Raw genomic sequence first — 16,206 nt, forward strand, 5'->3', positions numbered from 1 at the left:
GCGGCAACAGCGATGGTCAGCGGGTGTAGCGGTACACCAGATCCTCCGCATCGCTGCGCACGGCGTGCTCATCCAGCACGCCGCCAAGGCGCTGCGCAACCGCCTGCGAGGCCAGGTTGTCCGGTGCCATGTAGCTGACCAGGGTCGACAGCTGTGCCACCACGAAGGCCCAGTCACGCAGTGCCCCGGCCGCTTCGCTGGCGAAGCCCTGCCCTTCATGCCCGTCATACAGCAGCCAGCCCAGCTCCTTTTCCGGGAACAATGGGCCATGGTTGATGCCGACCTGGCCGATGCACATGCCGGTATCGCTGCGCTCGATCATCAGCGCACCGTGGCCGAACAGGTGCCAGCTGGCGAGGTCGTGGCAGAACTGGCCCCACGCGGCCACCTCGCCGAACGGGCCGCCCATCCCGCGCGCACGCGGCGACGCCAGGAATTCGGCATAGACAGCGAAATCATCCAGCCGTTGCGGGCGCAGGCGCAGGCGCGCGGTATGCAGGGTGGGGATATCGAGCATGCTGCGGGTCGGCTCAATACACTGCCAGGTGGCCGCAGCCGCGTCGCTGCGGCTGCCCTTCCATCGTCACCTGCACGCTGGCCAGGGTATCGACGCCTTCGGCATTGCGGCAGGACTCGCGCTTGATCTCGACAACAGCCGGCTGTTTGCCCAGTTCACCATTGAGCACGATCAGCGTACTGGGTGCATCGGCCGGCTGCCCAAGGTAGCGCAGCGTGCCGGTGTGGGTACGGCCGTCGGCGCTGAGGCTGGCATCGTGGTTGCCCTTGCCGGTCGAAGCGATCTCGATGCGCCAGCCTGCCCCGCCCCCAGTGAACGCCGGCACCGGGCTCATGCCGGCCGCGATCGCGGGAGGGCGCGATTCATCGGCCGTGGTCTTCGATGCGGGAGTGGTACAGCCGGCCAGCAGGCCCGCCAGCAACGCGGCGATGGCGAGGGGACGCACGGTCATGTCGGGCTCCAGCAGCGATCGGGCCGCCAGTGTAGGGCGCGCCACGTGCGCCGGCGATGAACGATGCCGGTCAACGCGTGGTTCGCCCCGCACCGGCCACCCGCACACGGTCGCGGCCCTGCGCCTTGGCCTGGTACATCGCCGCATCGGCGGCACGCAGCAGCGTGCGCCAGCCCAGTGCGTCGGTGCCGCCTGCGGCCACGCCGAAGCTTGCAGTCACCCGCAGCACGGTACCACCGGCCACCACGATATCCAGCTGCTGCAGCGCCAGCCGCAGTGACTCGGCCAGCTGGCGGCCACCGGCCAGATCGCCGTCGGCCAACAGCACCAGGAATTCCTCGCCACCGTAACGGGCGATGCTGTCACTGCGCCGCAGGTGGCGCTGCAGCAGGCGCGCCACCTGCACCAGCACCGCGTCACCGGCATCGTGGCCATGACCATCATTGATCGCCTTGAAGCGGTCCACGTCCAGCAGGATCACCACGGCACCGTCGCCCCCTTCGGCATGCCGCTGCTGCACCCTTTCTTCCAGTGCGCGGCGGTTCAACAGCCCGGTCAGTTCATCCGTGCCGGCCAGCTGGCGCAGCTCGCTGGTCAACGCCGAGCGCTCGCGCGACTTCTCGCGCAGCACTTCGATCGCATCGAACAGGCGCTGCATCTCGGCCAGCGGATGGGAGACGTGCTGCTCCGGCCCGGGCGCCTCCGAAGCGATCTGGATCACCTGCTTCTGCGCCTGCATCAACGGCCGCAGGATCTGCAGGTGGGCGATGCGCAGCACCACGCCCAGCACCAGCAGCGTGCCCAGCGCCGTCGCCACCAGCACCACCAGCCGCGTCGCCTCGCGGTTGCGGGTGCCTTCAAAACGGGCGATGGACACGCTCAGGTAACCATCGCGCAACGCCTCCAGCGACTGCAGTGTCGGCACGTAGCGCTCGGTGAACTCCGCGGCGGTCCAGGGCGGCGGTGTGCCGCGCCGCCCGCCGTCGATCAGCTGCTCGATCATCGGCAACGATTCACCGAAGAACTGCCGTCGCGCCATGTCCCAATGCCAGGAGAGTGCTGGGTCGCTGCGGAACACCGATTCATGGCTGCCAGCCAATCGCCACAATTCCAGCAGGCGGCCTTCGGTCTGCAGCGCCGCACGCACCTGCTCATCGCGCCACGCGCCGGGAACCGCCACCGGCCCCATCACGTTCGAGGCCAGGCGGCCCCCATGCTCGCGCAGGTCGATCAGCACCTGGCCCTGCATGGCCGGGATGGCCGCTTCTCGGTCGGCACTGACCAGCCTATTGATCTGCGCCGAGGTCAGCAGGTGCAGCCGATCGACCACGGCGAACATGCTGTTGATCGCGCGCTCGACCTCCTGCACCTGGCGCGTGCCGCGTGGCTGCGCCGCGACCCGGTCGACCGCAGCACGCGCCGACTGCAGGCGGCGCTGCGCATCGGCCAGCAGACCCTGCTCGGCTGACATGCCAGGATCGGTCCTGAACGTCGTCTCCAGCTTCAGCATCGCGGTATCCACCCGCGTGCGTGCCACCGCCAGCTGCGCGGTCAGCCGTGCATGTTCGGCGTCATCGCGCGGGTCTGCGCCCAGCAGGCTGTTGGCGGGGCCGCGCTCGGCCGAGACCAGGTTGGCCAGCTCGAAGGACTGCCGCATCTGGCGCAGGCTGGACAGGTTGGCCTCGGCAGCGGTGTAGCGCTGCGTGCCCTGCACCAGGGCGATGGCCATCAAGGGCAAGGTGCAGACCACGAACAGCCCGGTCAGGATCCAGACCCAGGTCCGCAACCCGATGGGCGAAACGTTGCCGGCCATGCACATTTCCCCTGACGTGCGGATCACAGTAAAAGCAGGCTCCCGCCGCGCCACGCCCGCACGGCACCCACCGTTACCGCGGGTATAGCGGAGCGGCCGCGAACGCGCCGACAAGATCGCCATGCCCGTCCCTGCATGCCGATCAGATCCAGCGCTGGTCCACCAGTTCGCGCTTCACGTAGGCATAGAAAACCGGCGCTGCCACCAGGCCGGGCAGGCCGAACGCCGCCTCCATCACCAGCATGGCCAGCAGCAGCTCCCAGGCACGGGCCTGGATCTCGCCGCCGACGATGCGCGCGTTGAGGAAGTATTCCAGCTTGTGGATGACGATCAGGTACAGCAGCGCCGCCACCGCCACGTAGAACGAGACCGACAGCGCGACGATGGTGATGATGGTGTTGGAAATGATGTTGCCCACCACCGGCAGCAGGCCGGCGATGAAGGTGATCAGCACCAGCGTCTTCGACAGTGGCAGGTGCACACCGAACAGCGGCAGCACGCCGAGCAGGAAGATCGCGGTGAACACGGTGTTGAGCAGCGAGATCTTCACCTGCGCGAACACTACCTGGCGGAACGCAGTGGCGAGTCGGCTGGTGCGGCCGATCAGCTCCTGCGCCAGCGGCCCCATCTTCGGCAGCGGCAATTCGTCATACAGCGCGATCATCGCGCCCAGCACCATGCCGATCAGCACCCGTACCCCCACCTGCACCGCCGAGGTACCGGCCACGCCCAGCTGTCGCTGGTGCTCGGCAACCCAGTCGTTCAGCGCCGTGCGCAACGCCGGCATGTCCTCGGGGATATACGGCTGCAACAGTGCCGGCACCTGATGGCGTGAGCTGTTGAGGATGTCCATCAGGTGCCCCAGCAGTGCATCCGGCCCACCGGTCTCGGTGCGGAAGAACGAGGCCACGCCGATGCCAGCCATCACCAGCGCACTGATGATCACCGCCGACAGCAGGATCACCGCGATGGCCCGTGCCCGTCCGGGCGGCAGCCTGCCTTCCACGGTGGAGGCCAGCACGTGGGTCAGCTGGAACACCAGCAGGCCCGACAGCAGGGTCACCACCAGGCCCAGCTTGAGCGCCAGCCACATGCCCAGCAGCATCATCAACCAGGCCGCGATCCTCGGAACGGGGGGTTTGGACTGGACAACAAGGGCGTCTTGCATGGGGGCACGTCCGGGCGGGGTGGCCCATGGTAGAGGATTGGTGGCGACGATTCCGCGTGCCGGATGAACGGCCGTTACGCCGTCATTGGTCAGCGTCGTGTTCGCCGTAACTGGCGTTGTTCTTGCCCTGCCGCTTGGCGTGGTACAGCGCCCGGTCGGCCTGCGCCAGCCAGTCTTCCACGCTGCCGCCGCGCGGCGTCGCGGCAATGCCGATGCTGACGCTGAACTCCACGCCCGGGGTGGCCTGGCGGGCAGCCTCGAGCAGGTGCAGGCGCACCCGCTCGGCCACATGCATCGCATCCACCGGCGCGCAGTCGTGCAGCAGCACCACGAACTCGTCGCCGCCGAGGCGGGCCGGGGTATCACCGGGCCGGGCAAACGCGCGCAGGGTCGAGGCGATGTGCCGCAGGACTTCGTCGCCGGCGCGATGGCCATGCGAGTCATTGATGTGCTTGAAATCATCTACGTCCAGCATCAGCAAGCAGGCAAAACCGCCCTGCCCCTGCGCCTTGTCCAGCGCCTGCTGCGCACGCAGGATCAGGAAGCCGCGGTTGGCGAGCTCGACCAGTGGATCCATCCGGCTCAACCGCTGCAGTTGGCGGTTCTGCGACTTGACCCGGCGCGCCAGCTGCCAGCTGAGGATGCTCAGACCGATACCGTAGACGAACAGGAACGGGACACTCAGCACGATCGTGCGCTGCGAACTCACCGGCTGGTAAGGGAAACCGAGCGCCCACCAGCTGAGCGCGAAGCCCAGCAGCAGCGCCAGCGAGGCGCGCATCGCCAGGCGCACGCCACCGGCAGCGATCTTGTCGGCCACCAGCAACGCCGCGAACAGTGCACTGGGCACGGCGCTCAGCGCCATGAAGGCGATCCAGCCACCGCCGAAGAACGAATCGACCACCATGCAGCGGAACTGGACGACCGCAGGCTGCCGGGAGCGATGGGTCAGCAGCAGCGCGAGCGTGGGCCAGGCCAGCGCATTGAGCAGCAACAGGGTCCAGGCCAGCGCACCGTCCTGGCGCTCGAGAATGATCGAGGCGATCGGCACCGCACCCAGGCCATTGCCCACGAAGCGCATCCAGCCGATGCGCCGTGCCGCGCCGATGCCTTCGACCGCGACCTCGGTCGAGTCAGTCAAGAACGGCATTGCCGACCCCCTTGCGCGATCGCACGTTCCACTTCAGCACTCCACCTCGGCACTCCACCTCGGCCCTTGCCGCGCTGTCTGCGATGAGTCTGACAGCTTTGCGTCAATTCGGGATCAAGGCTGCGGCACATCGTGCGGGCCGGCTGCCCCGGTCCCACTGCCCTGTCCTGCGTTCATCCGCACCGGGGTGCAGCGGTCGACCCCCGCACCATCAAGCTGAACTCCAGCGTCTGCTGACGCGGCACATCGACCTGCTCGATAATGGCGAGCAGCAGGTTGACTGCACGCTCACCAATCTCCCGCATCGGCTGGCGGATGGTCGTCAACGGCGGCGTGAGGTAACGGGAGGACGCCAGATCGTCGAAGCCGACGACGGACAGTTGGTCCGGCACGCTGACGCCCAGCTCCCTGCAGGCGGCCAGGGTGCCCAGCGCCATCTGGTCACTGAAACAGAAGATCGCAGTCGGTGCCGGCTCGGCGGCCAGCAGCGCTGCCGCCGCCGCATGCCCGGATTCAACGGAAAAATCACCCGGCACCACGCTCAGCTGGCGCAGGCGGCCGCGCGCCTTGCCGGCGGCCCGCACCCCTTCCAGACGCTGCTGGTGCAGGGGATTGTCGGGTGGCCCGCCGACTACCGCGATCCGTTCATGGCCCAGGGCGTACAGGTGCTCCATGACCGCGCGCGCAGCGGCGGCATTGTCGATGTGCACGCTGGGCAGGCCCAGCGCGGGGTCGAATTCGCATCCGTTGACCACCGGCGCGGCCGCGCCCCTCTGCTGGACAATGTCGCGCGCGGTCGGTGGCAGGCGATGGCCAAGCACGATCATGCCGTCGGCCTCGTTGCGCCGGAGCATCTGCGCGTAGCGCTCCTCGCGATCGGGTTGGTCCTGGGTATCACCCAGCAGCACCGCATAGCCGACCGCCTGCGCGGCATCCTCGGCGCCCTGCAGGATCTGCGCGAAGAACGGGTTGGCGATATCCGGCACGGTCACCAGGATCTTGCCGCTGCGCTGGGTCTTCAACGTCCGCGCGACCGTATTGGGGACGTAGCCCAGCGCGGCGGCGGCCTGTTCGATGCGCGTACGGGTGGCCGGCAGCACCTTGTCTGGCCGCGAAAGCGCGCGCGACACCGTGCCGGCGGAAACGCCCACATGCTTTGCAATGTCGTAGATGGTGGCCATGGCGTTAGTTCTCCTGTCCGCTGTGCAGTGCACAACAGGTCCTGCGTGAGCCCCTGCTAGGATAATGCAATCGATTGCATCGAGGGCGAATCACGTTGAAGACGCTCAAGGGTCCGGCGCTGTTCCTGGCGCAGTTCATCGGCGACACAGCTCCTTTTGATCGGCTGGACACGCTGGCCGGATGGGCCGCGGGTCTGGGCTATTCTGGCGTACAAGTACCCACCACCGCGCCCTACCTGTTCGACCTGGCCCAGGCCGCACGCAGCCAGGCGTACTGCGATGACATCGCCGGCATGCTGGCCGGGCATGGCGTGCAGATCACCGAACTGTCCACGCATCTGCAGGGGCAGCTGGTCGCCGTCCACCCTGCCTATGACAGCCTCTTTGACGGTTTTGCACCGCCTGCTGTGCGCGGCAACCCCGCCGCCCGCCAGGCCTGGGCCGTCGATCAGCTGATGCTGGCCGCCAAGGCCAGCCAGCACCTCGGGCTGACCGCACATGCCACCTTCTCCGGCGCGCTGGCCTGGCCGTACTTCTATCCCTGGCCGCAGCGCCCGCCCGGCCTGGTGGAAGAAGCCTTCGCCGAACTCGGCCGTCGCTGGCGCCCGATCCTGGATGCATTCGACGCCTGCGGCGTGGACCTGTGCTTCGAGATCCACCCCGGCGAGGACCTGCACGACGGCGCCACTTTCGAGCGCTTCCTCGATGTGGTCGACCACCACCGGCGCGCGAAGATCCTGTACGACCCCAGCCACCTGCTGCTGCAGCAGATGGACTACCTGGGCTTCATCGACCGCTATCACGACCGTATCGGCATCTTCCACGTCAAGGATGCCGAGTACCGCGCCAGCGCCCGCAGTGGCGTGTATGGCGGCTACCAGGACTGGATCGATCGTCCGGGGCGGTTCCGTTCGCTCGGCGACGGCCAGATCGACTTCAAGTCGATCTTCTCGAAGTTCGCCCAGTACGATTTCCCGGGCTGGGCGGTGCTGGAGTGGGAGTGCTGCCTGAAACACCCCGAGGATGGCGCACGCGAAGGCGCGGCCTTCATCCGCGATCACATCATCCGCGTGACCGAACGCGCCTTCGATGATTTCGCCGACAGCGGCACCGACGCCACTTCACTGCACCGCATGCTGGGAATCTGAGCCATTACCGCCCCGGGAGGGCAAGCCATGACGCACGCCATGTCGCGCTTGGGCGCGATGATGTTTCTGCAGTTCTTCATCTGGGGAGCGTGGTTCGTCACCCTGGGCACGTACTTGGTACAGGGTCCGTTGCAGGCCAGCGCGAGCCAGGTCGCGACGGCTTTCCTCAGCCAGTCGATCGGTGCCATCGTCGCGCCCTTCCTGGTCGGCCTGATCGCCGACCGCTACTTCGCGGCGCAGCGCATCCTCGCGGTCCTGCACCTGGCCGGCGCAGTGCTGCTGTGGCTGGCGTCCACCGCGACGGACTTCACCACATTCTCCGCCTGCGTGATGGGCTACATGCTGCTGTTCATGCCGACGCTGGCGCTGGCCAACAGCGTGGCGATGCGGCACATGCAGTCGCCTGAAAAGCAGTTTCCTTTGGTTCGCGTGGCCGGCAGCGTTGGCTGGATCGTGGCCGGCGTGCTGATCGGCTGGCTGGGCTGGGAACAGGCGCACCGGCTCGAACTGACCTTCCAGATGGCCGCGCTGGCATCGCTGCTGCTCGGCCTGTATGCCTTCACCCTGCCGCACACGCCACCGCTGGCCCGGCAGCGCGATGCCGGGCTGGGGCAGATCCTCGGGCTGGATTCGCTGCGGCTGCTGAAGTCGCGCTCCTACCTGGTGTTCTTCCTGGCCTCGATCGCCATCTGCATCCCGCTCTCGTTCTACTACAACTTCACCAACCCCTATCTCAACGATCTGGGCGTGCGCGGCGCTGCGGGCCTGCAGTCGCTGGGCCAGGTTTCGGAAGTGCTGCTGATGCTGGCCATGCCGTTCCTGTTCGTGCGGCTGGGGGTCAAGACGATGCTGGCGGTGGGCATGGCGGCCTGGGTGGTGCGCTATGGCATGTTCGCCTTTGGCGATGCCGGCAGTGGCTTCTCGCTGCTGGTGATCGGCATCGTGCTGCATGGCATCTGCTACGACTTCTTCTTTGTCACCGGCCAGATCTATACCGATGCCCATGCCGGCCCCGACGCGCGCAGCAGTGCGCAGGGCTTCATTACCCTGGCCACCTATGGCGTGGGCATGCTGATCGGCACCTTCCTGTCCGGCGCGGTGGTGGAGCACTACACCACCGCCGCAGGGCCGGACTGGCAGCAGATCTGGCTGTTCCCGGCCGGCGTCGCGCTCATCGTGCTGATCGCCTTCCTGCTGCTGTTCCGCGACCGGCCGGTGGTTGCGGCCGCACCTTCCACGCCCTGAGGACTGCAGCCGATGCCCAGACCTGGAATCGCCATCATCGGTAGCGGCATGATCGCGGCCGTGCACCGTCGCGCCGCCCTGCTGGCCGGCGCCGAAATCCGTGGCGTGGCTGCGTCTTCCGCGCAGCGCGCCGCCGATGTAGCGCAGGCGTGGGGTGTCCCGCGCGGCTATCGCGATATCGAGGAGGTGGTGGCCGACCCGCAGGTGCAGGTCGTGCACGTCTGCACGCCCAACCACCTGCACCGGCCCATGGCCGAAGCTGTGCTGCGGGCCGGCAAGCATGTGGTCTGCGAGAAGCCGCTGGCAACCACGCTGGACGACGCGCAGGCACTGGCCGCATTGGCCCGCTCGAGCGGGCTGGTCGCCACGGTTCCCTTCGTCTACCGCTACCACCCGGTGGTGCGCGAGGCGCGCGCGCGTATCGCCGCAGGCGACATCGGGCCCCTGCACCTCATCCATGGCAGTTACCTGCAGGACTGGCTGCTGGACCCGGCCAGCAACAACTGGCGCGTGGACCCGGCGCTGGGCGGCACCTCGCGCGTGTTCGCCGACATCGGCTCGCACTGGTGCGACCTGGTGGAATGGGTCAGTGGCGAACGCTTCGCCGAGGTCAGCGCGGCGTTTGACACGGTGATCGCCGAGCGCAGCGCCTCCGGCGCGCAGAGTTTCAGCACCCCGGAAGCCGGTGGCGCGATGCAGGCGGTCAGCAGCGAGGACGTGGCGGCGGCGATGTTCCGCACCGGCAACGGCACGCTGGCATCACTGACGGTCAGCCAGGTCTCTGCCGGACGCCGCAATCGCCTCTGGTTCGAGATCGATGGCGCCCGCGCCAGCGTGGCGTTCAACCAGGAAGATGCCGAGCGGCTGTGGATCGGGAGGCCCGACCAGCGCGAAGAAACCTTCGTGCGTGGGCCGGGCGCCGGCAGTGCCGAACAGCGCCGGTTGTCGGTGTTGCCGGCCGGGCACGCACAGGGTTACGCCCAGTGCTTCGAGGCCTTTGTCGCCGACACCTATCGCGCCATCGACGGCGAACGGCCCGAGGGGCTGCCTGCCTTCGACGATGGCGTGCGCTCGGCACGGATCGTCGAGAGCGTCATTACATCGGCCAGGACGCGCGCCTGGACCGCCATCGGTTGAAACCCGGGAGGATCTCTTGATGAAAACCCCTGTCCGTAGAACCGCAAGCCTCGTCCTGCTGCTGCTCGCTGCCCTGCCCGCCTTCGCAGGCGAAGCCGCAGGCACGCAGAAGCCGATTGCGGTGCAGATGTACACCCTGCGCAACGCCGGCTCGCTCGAGCAGCAGTTGAAGATCGTCCACGATGCGGGCGCGCATGCGGTGGAAACGGTCGGCACGCAGAACAGCAGCGCGGCCGAACTCAAGCAGCTGCTGGACCGCTATTCGATCAGGGCGATTTCGTCGCACGTGCCATTGGCCGAGCTGCGCAGCAACCTGGATGGCGTGGTGACCTTCAACCGCGCGATCGGCAATAGCACGCTGGTGGTGCCCTACCTGGACCAGAAGGATCGGCCGGCCGATGCCGCAGGCTGGACTGCACTGGGCAAGGAGCTGGGCCGCATCGCCAAACAGGTGCGGGCCAAGGGCATGCGCCTGGCCTACCACAACCATGACTTCGAGCTGGTCGACTTCAACGGCAGGACGGGACTGGAACTGATGTTCGCCGCCGCCGGTCCCGACCTGCAGACCGAGCTGGACCTGGCCTGGGTGGCACGTGCAGGCCTGGACCCGGCGGTGATGCTGGGCAAGTTCCGCGGCCATGTCTTCGCGGTTCACGCCAAGGACAATGCCCCCAAGGGCCAGGCCGAAGACGAGGGCGGATTCGCCGCGGTCGGCCAGGGCGTGCTGGACTGGAACGCGATCCTGCCGGCCGCAGCGGCCGCTGGCGTGCACTGGTACATCGTCGAACACGACCAACCGCGCGATCCGGCCAAGGTCATCCAGACCGGTGCGGACTATCTGCGTGAACACCTGACCGTCAACCTGCCCGCCAGCGCACAGCGCTAGCCGGCGAAGGAGCCCTGCTTGAAGACGATGCTGAAACTGGCGGTGATGGCGTGCGGCGCAACGCTTGCGACGACCGCATGGTGCAAGGACGACCCGGCTGCGGGTGCAAAGCTCTACACCGCCAACTGCGTGGCCTGCCACGGCGCCGATCGTGCGGGCATGCCGGGCGCTTTCCCGGCACTCACCGACATCGGCAAGCGCATGGCACCGGCGCAGATCAAGGAAAAGATCAGCAAGGGCGGCGGATTGATGCCGCCCTTCTCCCAGCTGTCGCAGCAGGAGATCGATGACATCGCCAGTTACCTGGCGAAGTAAGCGGCCGGCGACTACGCCGGCCGCATGCCACTACAGCTCGCGCACCCAGATGTTGCGGTAGCTGACCTTCGAATCGTGTTCCTGCAAGTAGATCGGCGCACACGCATGCGGCGCGTACGACGGTGCGCCGATGTACTCGGTCTTTCCTGCCAGCAAGGTGTCGTCCTGCACCAGCACGCCGTTGTGCAGCACCGTGATGCGCGCGGGCGACACCAGCCCACCGCCTGCCGAGAAGCGCGGCGCCTTCCAGAGGATGTCGTAGGCCTGCCACTCGCCCGGCGCGCGCGAGGCATTCACCAGCGGCATGGCCTGCTTGTAGATCGAGCCGGCCTGGCCGTTGGCATAGGTCGGATTGTTGTAGCTGTCCAGCACCTGCAGCTCATACAGCTCCTGCAGGAAGATACCGCTGTTGCCGCGGTTCTGGCCGTCGAAGCCCTTGGTTTCGACAGGGGTGCGCCATTCCACGTGCAGCTGGACATCGCAGAAGCGCTGCTTTGTGCGAATGCCCTTGCTGCCCGGCACGACAGTCATGGCGCCATCGGCGACAGTCCAGGGCACGCGCCCACCCTGCTCCGACTCCCAGGCGGAGACATCCTTGCCGTCGAACAGCACGATCGCATCAGACGGTGCCTTGCCCGGCGGCGTGGCCACGGTTGCAGGTACCGGCGTCCACACTTCGGTCTTCTTCGGATCGCGCGCAGGATCGGCGCCCTCCTGTGCGCACGCGGAACCGGCGGCCAGCACACCGGCCGCAATCAGCAGCGGCTTGATCATCATGCAGCGCTCCATCAGCTGGTCCCCCACGCAGGTGTGCCGGGCGTGTAGGCCAGGTCGCCGTCGTAGCGCCCTGGCACGGCAACGTAGTGCAGCACTTCGGTCGCGCCCACCTTCGAGGTGAAGAATCCGAAGATGGCCAACTGCTTGAGCATCGTGAAATAGTGCGGCATCGCTTCGGCTTCCTCGGCAGTACCGGTCTCGGTCACATCGACCGTGTGAGCCTTTGCCTCCGCATCCAGCGCGCGCAGCAGTTCGGTGCGGGCCTGCGGCGTGAGCGATGCGAAGCGACCACCGGCACGCTTCTCGACAGCCACCAGGCCGGTGCGGAACGCCGCCTGCTGCCGGGCGGTGTAGCAGTCGGTCACGAAGGTCGCCATGAATGCTCCGGTGGCGGCATCCTTCGCCCCCGGTGTTTTCGTCCGTGGCAGGATGGTCTCGGCGATCTCGTCCAGCAAGGCGATGTCGGCGTCGGAGAACGCCGGCATCGCCCCGGCAGCCGGCGCCTTGCCCTGCACCAACGCCGGCAGGCCGACCATGGCCGCACCCGTTGCAGCGACGATCATCTTCAACAGTTCGCGGCGATCCATCACAGGTTCCCCGCTTTCAGTTCGCGCACCGCATGGTCGGCGGCGCGGGCGGTCAGCGCCATGTAGGTCAGCGACGGATTCACGCAGGCGCTGGAGGTCATGCAGGCACCGTCGGTGACATAGACGTTGGGTGCATCCCACACCTGGTTGTGCTGGTTCAATACCGAGCTTTTCCGATCACGGCCCATGCGTGCGGTTCCCATTTCGTGGATGCCCTTGCCCGGCGCGTAGTCGTTGTCATGCATCTTCACGTCCTTGACCCCGGCCGCCTCCAGCATCTCGGCCGCATCGGCGGCCATGTCCTTGCGCATCGCCAGTTCGTTGTCGCGCATCGCGACATCCATCGCCAGCACCGGCAGCCCCCACTTGTCCTTGCGGTCGCGGTCCAGGCGGATCGTATTGTCGTGGTGCGGCAGCATCTCACCGAACCCGGTCATGCCGATGCGCCAGTCCCCCGGCACGGTCAGCGCCTCCTTCAGATCGGCACCAATGTTCAGCTCGGCGATCTCGCGCGACCAGCCCGTGCGGCTGGCACCGCCCTGGTAGCCGAATCCGCGCAGGTAGCCGCGCTTGTCGGCGGCAACGTTACGGAACCGCGGGATGTAGAAACCGCAGGGGCGACGGCCGAAGTAGTACTTGTCTTCGTAGCCCTCGACGCGGCCGGAAGCACCCGCGCCGAAGTGGTGGTCCATCACGTTATGCCCCAGCTCGCCCGAAGACGAGCCCAGCCCGCCGTCCCATACATCGGTGGCCGAGTTCATCAGCAGCCACGTCGAGTTGAACGACGACGCGTTGAGGAAAATCACTCTGGCCGTGTACTGGTAGGTCTGGCCGGTCTCGGCATCAATGACCTCCACACCGCGCGCACGCTTGCGGTCCTTGTCGTAGAGCACTTCCTTGACGATCGAGAACGGCCGCAACGTCAGGTTGCCGGTCTTCATCGCCGCCGGCAGCGTCGCCGCCTGGGTGGAGAAATAGGCGCCGAACGGACAGCCGAGGATGCATTTGTTGCGGTATTGGCAGTTGACGCGCCCCTGCTCAGGCATCGGCTGGGTGATGTTGGCGGTGCGCGAATGGATCATGTGGCGGGTACCGCCGAAGGCTTTCTTGATCCGCGCGGCCACATCCTTCTCGACGATGTTCAACGGAATCGGCGGCAGGAACTCGCCATCCGGCAACACGTCCAGGCCTTCGCGCGTGCCGGCGATGCCGGCGAACTTCTCCACATGGTCGTACCACGGCGCGATGTCGGCATAGCGGATCGGCCAGTCGGTGGCGATCCCGTCCTTCAGGTTCGCCTCGAAGTCCAGGTCGGAGAAGCGATAGCTCTGCCGCCCCCACATCAGCGAGCGACCGCCGACGTGGTAGCCGCGGAACCAGTCGAAGCGCTTGGTCTCGATGTAGGGCGACTCCTGTTCGTTGGCCCACATTCCTTCCAGGTTCTCGGCCAGGCCGTAGTCGCGCATCAGCACCGGGAAATCGGCCTTCATCGCCTGCGTTGGCCGGTTGCGGTGCGGAAAATCCCACGCCTCCTTCATCGCGTTGACGTAGTCCTTGACGTGCTCGATGTTGCGGCCACGTTCCAGCATCAGGACCTTCAGGCCCTTTTCGGTCAGTTCCTTTGCCGCCCAACCGCCACTGATTCCCGAGCCAACAACGATGGCGTCGTAGTGATTATCTGCCATGGGTTTCTCACCTGGGTGGATATCGTTTCAGACGTCGCAGAGGCGGATCGCCTCGCGCAGAGAGTTGATGGGATCCGGCGCCACAGGTGTGAATTCCTGTGCCAGATAGCCCTTGAAGCCGGTATCGCGGATCGCGCGACAGATGGCCGGATAGTGCAGCTCCTGCTGGTCTCCGATCTCGTTCCGGCCGGGCACGCCTGCGGTGTGGTAATGCTTGAAGCAGGCGTGGTGTTTTCCAATGGTGGCGATGATGTCGCCCTCCATGATCTGCATGTGGTAGATGTCGTACAGCAGGCCGAAGTTATCCGAGCCCAGCCGCTGGCACAGCTCCACGCCCCACGCAGAGTGGTCGCACAGGTAGTCGCGATGGTCCACCCTGGAGTTCAGCAGCTCCATCACCAGCACCACGCCACGCTTCTCGGCATGGCCGAGGATGCGCTTGAGCCCGGCTTCGGCGTTGGCCATGCCTTGCTGCGGGTCCATGCCGTTGCGGTTGCCGGAGAAGCAGATGAGATTGCGGTAGCCGGCGTCGGCGACCAGGTCGATCTGCCGCGTGTAGCGTGCCACCAGTTCATCGTGGAACTCACGGCCGGCGAAGCCCTTGGTCAGGCCCAGCTCCGCGCCGTTGCACATCGAGCTGTATACGTCATGGGCCTTCAACGTGGGCCAGTCCTCCGGCCCGACCAGATCGATGGCGGCGAAGCCGATGTCCTTCACCGTCGCGCAGAGCTGGGCGACCGACAGCTGCGGGAAGGTCCAGCGCGCGACGGAGTGTTTCAGGTGGCCTTTGAGTGGCGCTGTGGATGCGAATGCGGGCAATGCCCCCGCCGTGGTAGCCAAGGCCACGCTTCCGGCAACTGCAATACGCAGCGCATCGCGCCGGGTGAGCCCCCGCGCCGGGGCCGGTCTGATCGAATGGATGGACATCCACCTTCCGGCCTCCCAACCGGTGTCAAACGCAACGATTCACTGCAATGCAATCGATTGCACCATAGGGGAGGAAATTGTCTGTTTGCAAGTTGCGGCGCACGAAAATCGATGCTGCGCGGCACAACACCGAAGAACGCGCGGCAAAAGAAAAGCCCCGCATGGCGGGGCTTTCTTTTCTGCGTCTGACGGGCTTTCGATCAGAACGGAATATCGTCGTCAGCGAAATCGTCCATCGGCGGCGCCGACTGCTGCGGCTGCGGGCGCTGGTTGCCACCCTGGTTGCCATAGCCACCGCCCTGGTTGCCGCCCTGGTTGCCATAGCCGCCGCCCTGGCCACCACGCTGGCCACCACCGCCGCCGCCGTACTCCTGGCGCGGCGCCTGCTGACGCTGCGGGCGATCACCGCCGTAGTTGCCACCGCCACCGCCACCGCCACCGCCTTCACCGCGGCCGCCCAGCATCTGCATTTCATCGGCGATGATATCGGTGGAGTACTTCTCCACGCCGTCCTGGCCGGTGTACTTGTCGTAGCGCAGGCTGCCTTCGACGTAGACCGAGCTGCCCTTGCGCAGGTACTCGCCAGCGATCTCGCCAAGCTTGCCGAAGAACACCACGCGGTGCCATTCGGTGCGCTCCTGCTGGTTGCCATCCTTGTCCTTGCGGACGCTGGTGGTGGCCAGGCTGATACGGGTGATCGCCATGCCGCCCTGGGTGTACTTCACGTCCGGGTCGTTGCCGAGGTTGCCGACCAGGATGACTTTGTTGATGCCACGCGCCATAGATGTGTTCGTCCGTTGTACAGGGCAGCCCCCGTTCTATCACAGCCGTGGACGGGCTGCAGGACAGGGCCACCCCGTTGAATTTGGGGAATGCCAGAACGGTCCAGTCTACCATCCCCAGCTCCTCCAGCCCTGTCGGAAACTGCCCCCAAGACACCTCGGGGATTGCCTCCGCCCGCGCCTCCCAAGGGCCCGCAGCCCTTACAGGCCGTGCCTTTGCAGCAGTCGGGCCGCGACCATCAGGTCCAGGTGCGCGCTACCGGCATTTTTGAACAGGGTGATGCTGGCATCGGGTCTGCCCGGGGCCGCCACCAGGTCATACAGGTCACCGCGTACGTGGTCCGGGCCGATGCGCCCGGCCGCCAGCGGCTGGGCCAGATCGCCGGCCTGCAGCGCTGATGCGCGGCAATCCACGTAGACAGCCGCCCGGGCCACCA

Annotated in this window: 17 protein-coding genes; 5 read left to right on the forward strand and 12 right to left on the reverse strand. The window is 66.7% G+C overall.

All coding sequences use genetic code 11. The annotated features are described in order from the left end of the window. Positions 1-16: 16 nt before the first annotated feature. The 6 genes from ACMZPQ_RS14235 to ACMZPQ_RS14260 all read right to left on the reverse strand — a co-directional run bounded on the left by ACMZPQ_RS14235 (position 17) and on the right by ACMZPQ_RS14260 (position 6,280). On the reverse strand, positions 17-517 hold the full coding sequence (locus ACMZPQ_RS14235; protein ID WP_197581130.1) for a GNAT family N-acetyltransferase: 501 nt from the start codon (positions 515-517) through the stop codon (positions 17-19). A gap of 13 nt (positions 518-530) precedes the next feature. After that, positions 531-968, reverse strand: a complete 438-nt coding sequence (locus tag ACMZPQ_RS14240; RefSeq protein ID WP_197581133.1) for a hypothetical protein — start codon at positions 966-968, stop codon at positions 531-533. Positions 969-1,038: 70 nt separating this feature from the next. Further along, positions 1,039-2,781: a GGDEF domain-containing protein gene (locus tag ACMZPQ_RS14245; RefSeq protein WP_197581136.1), complete on the reverse strand. Its 1,743-nt coding sequence runs from the start codon at positions 2,779-2,781 to the stop codon at positions 1,039-1,041. 142 nt (positions 2,782-2,923) lie between these two features. Further along, positions 2,924-3,949 carry an AI-2E family transporter gene (locus ACMZPQ_RS14250; RefSeq protein WP_197581138.1) on the reverse strand — a complete coding sequence of 342 codons (1,026 nt, stop codon included), beginning with the start codon at positions 3,947-3,949 and terminating at the stop codon, positions 2,924-2,926. Positions 3,950-4,031: 82 nt separating this feature from the next. Beyond that, on the reverse strand, positions 4,032-5,099 hold the full coding sequence (locus ACMZPQ_RS14255) for a sensor domain-containing diguanylate cyclase (RefSeq protein ID WP_197581141.1): 1,068 nt from the start codon (positions 5,097-5,099) through the stop codon (positions 4,032-4,034). 173 nt (positions 5,100-5,272) lie between these two features. After that, on the reverse strand, positions 5,273-6,280 hold the full coding sequence (locus ACMZPQ_RS14260; RefSeq protein ID WP_197581143.1) for a substrate-binding domain-containing protein: 1,008 nt from the start codon (positions 6,278-6,280) through the stop codon (positions 5,273-5,275). A gap of 95 nt (positions 6,281-6,375) precedes the next feature. On the opposite strand from ACMZPQ_RS14260, the gene ACMZPQ_RS14265 reads away from it, so the two are divergent. From ACMZPQ_RS14265 to ACMZPQ_RS14285, 5 genes are read left to right on the forward strand one after another with little or no spacing between them, the layout of a single operon-like run. Then, a complete protein-coding gene (locus tag ACMZPQ_RS14265) occupies positions 6,376-7,428 on the forward strand; it encodes a TIM barrel protein (RefSeq protein WP_197581146.1) in 1,053 nt (350 codons plus the stop codon). 27 nt (positions 7,429-7,455) lie between these two features. Continuing rightward, positions 7,456-8,673 carry a nucleoside permease gene (locus ACMZPQ_RS14270; RefSeq protein WP_197581149.1) on the forward strand — a complete coding sequence of 406 codons (1,218 nt, stop codon included), beginning with the start codon at positions 7,456-7,458 and terminating at the stop codon, positions 8,671-8,673. A gap of 12 nt (positions 8,674-8,685) precedes the next feature. Further along, a complete protein-coding gene (locus ACMZPQ_RS14275; protein WP_197581152.1) occupies positions 8,686-9,810 on the forward strand; it encodes a Gfo/Idh/MocA family oxidoreductase in 1,125 nt (374 codons plus the stop codon). 19 nt (positions 9,811-9,829) lie between these two features. After that, complete coding sequence (locus ACMZPQ_RS14280; RefSeq protein ID WP_197581153.1) at positions 9,830-10,696, forward strand: TIM barrel protein; 867 nt, start codon at positions 9,830-9,832, stop codon at positions 10,694-10,696. 27 nt (positions 10,697-10,723) lie between these two features. Continuing rightward, positions 10,724-11,011, forward strand: a complete 288-nt coding sequence (locus ACMZPQ_RS14285) for a c-type cytochrome (RefSeq protein ID WP_414486094.1) — start codon at positions 10,724-10,726, stop codon at positions 11,009-11,011. A gap of 30 nt (positions 11,012-11,041) precedes the next feature. On the opposite strand, the gene ACMZPQ_RS14290 is transcribed toward ACMZPQ_RS14285, so the two are convergent. The 6 genes from ACMZPQ_RS14290 to ACMZPQ_RS14315 form a co-directional block, all read right to left on the reverse strand. Then, positions 11,042-11,785 (reverse strand): 3-keto-disaccharide hydrolase, encoded by a 744-nt coding sequence (locus ACMZPQ_RS14290; protein WP_414486093.1) that lies wholly within the window; start codon positions 11,783-11,785, stop codon positions 11,042-11,044. A gap of 14 nt (positions 11,786-11,799) precedes the next feature. Then, a complete protein-coding gene (locus ACMZPQ_RS14295) occupies positions 11,800-12,375 on the reverse strand; it encodes a gluconate 2-dehydrogenase subunit 3 family protein (RefSeq protein ID WP_197581159.1) in 576 nt (191 codons plus the stop codon). Then, a complete protein-coding gene (locus ACMZPQ_RS14300; protein ID WP_197581162.1) occupies positions 12,375-14,060 on the reverse strand; it encodes a GMC oxidoreductase in 1,686 nt (561 codons plus the stop codon). Before ACMZPQ_RS14300 ends, ACMZPQ_RS14295 begins: the two co-directional genes overlap by 1 nt. Positions 14,061-14,087: 27 nt before the next feature. After that, positions 14,088-14,987 carry a TIM barrel protein gene (locus ACMZPQ_RS14305; protein WP_197581164.1) on the reverse strand — a complete coding sequence of 300 codons (900 nt, stop codon included), beginning with the start codon at positions 14,985-14,987 and terminating at the stop codon, positions 14,088-14,090. A gap of 200 nt (positions 14,988-15,187) precedes the next feature. Further along, on the reverse strand, positions 15,188-15,769 hold the full coding sequence (locus ACMZPQ_RS14310) for a single-stranded DNA-binding protein (protein ID WP_197581167.1): 582 nt from the start codon (positions 15,767-15,769) through the stop codon (positions 15,188-15,190). 201 nt (positions 15,770-15,970) lie between these two features. Beyond that, positions 15,971-16,204: a hypothetical protein gene (locus ACMZPQ_RS14315; protein ID WP_197581170.1), complete on the reverse strand. Its 234-nt coding sequence runs from the start codon at positions 16,202-16,204 to the stop codon at positions 15,971-15,973. Positions 16,205-16,206: the final 2 nt, after the last annotated feature.

Source organism: Stenotrophomonas maltophilia, assembly GCF_047497515.2.
Taxonomy (GTDB): domain Bacteria; phylum Pseudomonadota; class Gammaproteobacteria; order Xanthomonadales; family Xanthomonadaceae; genus Stenotrophomonas.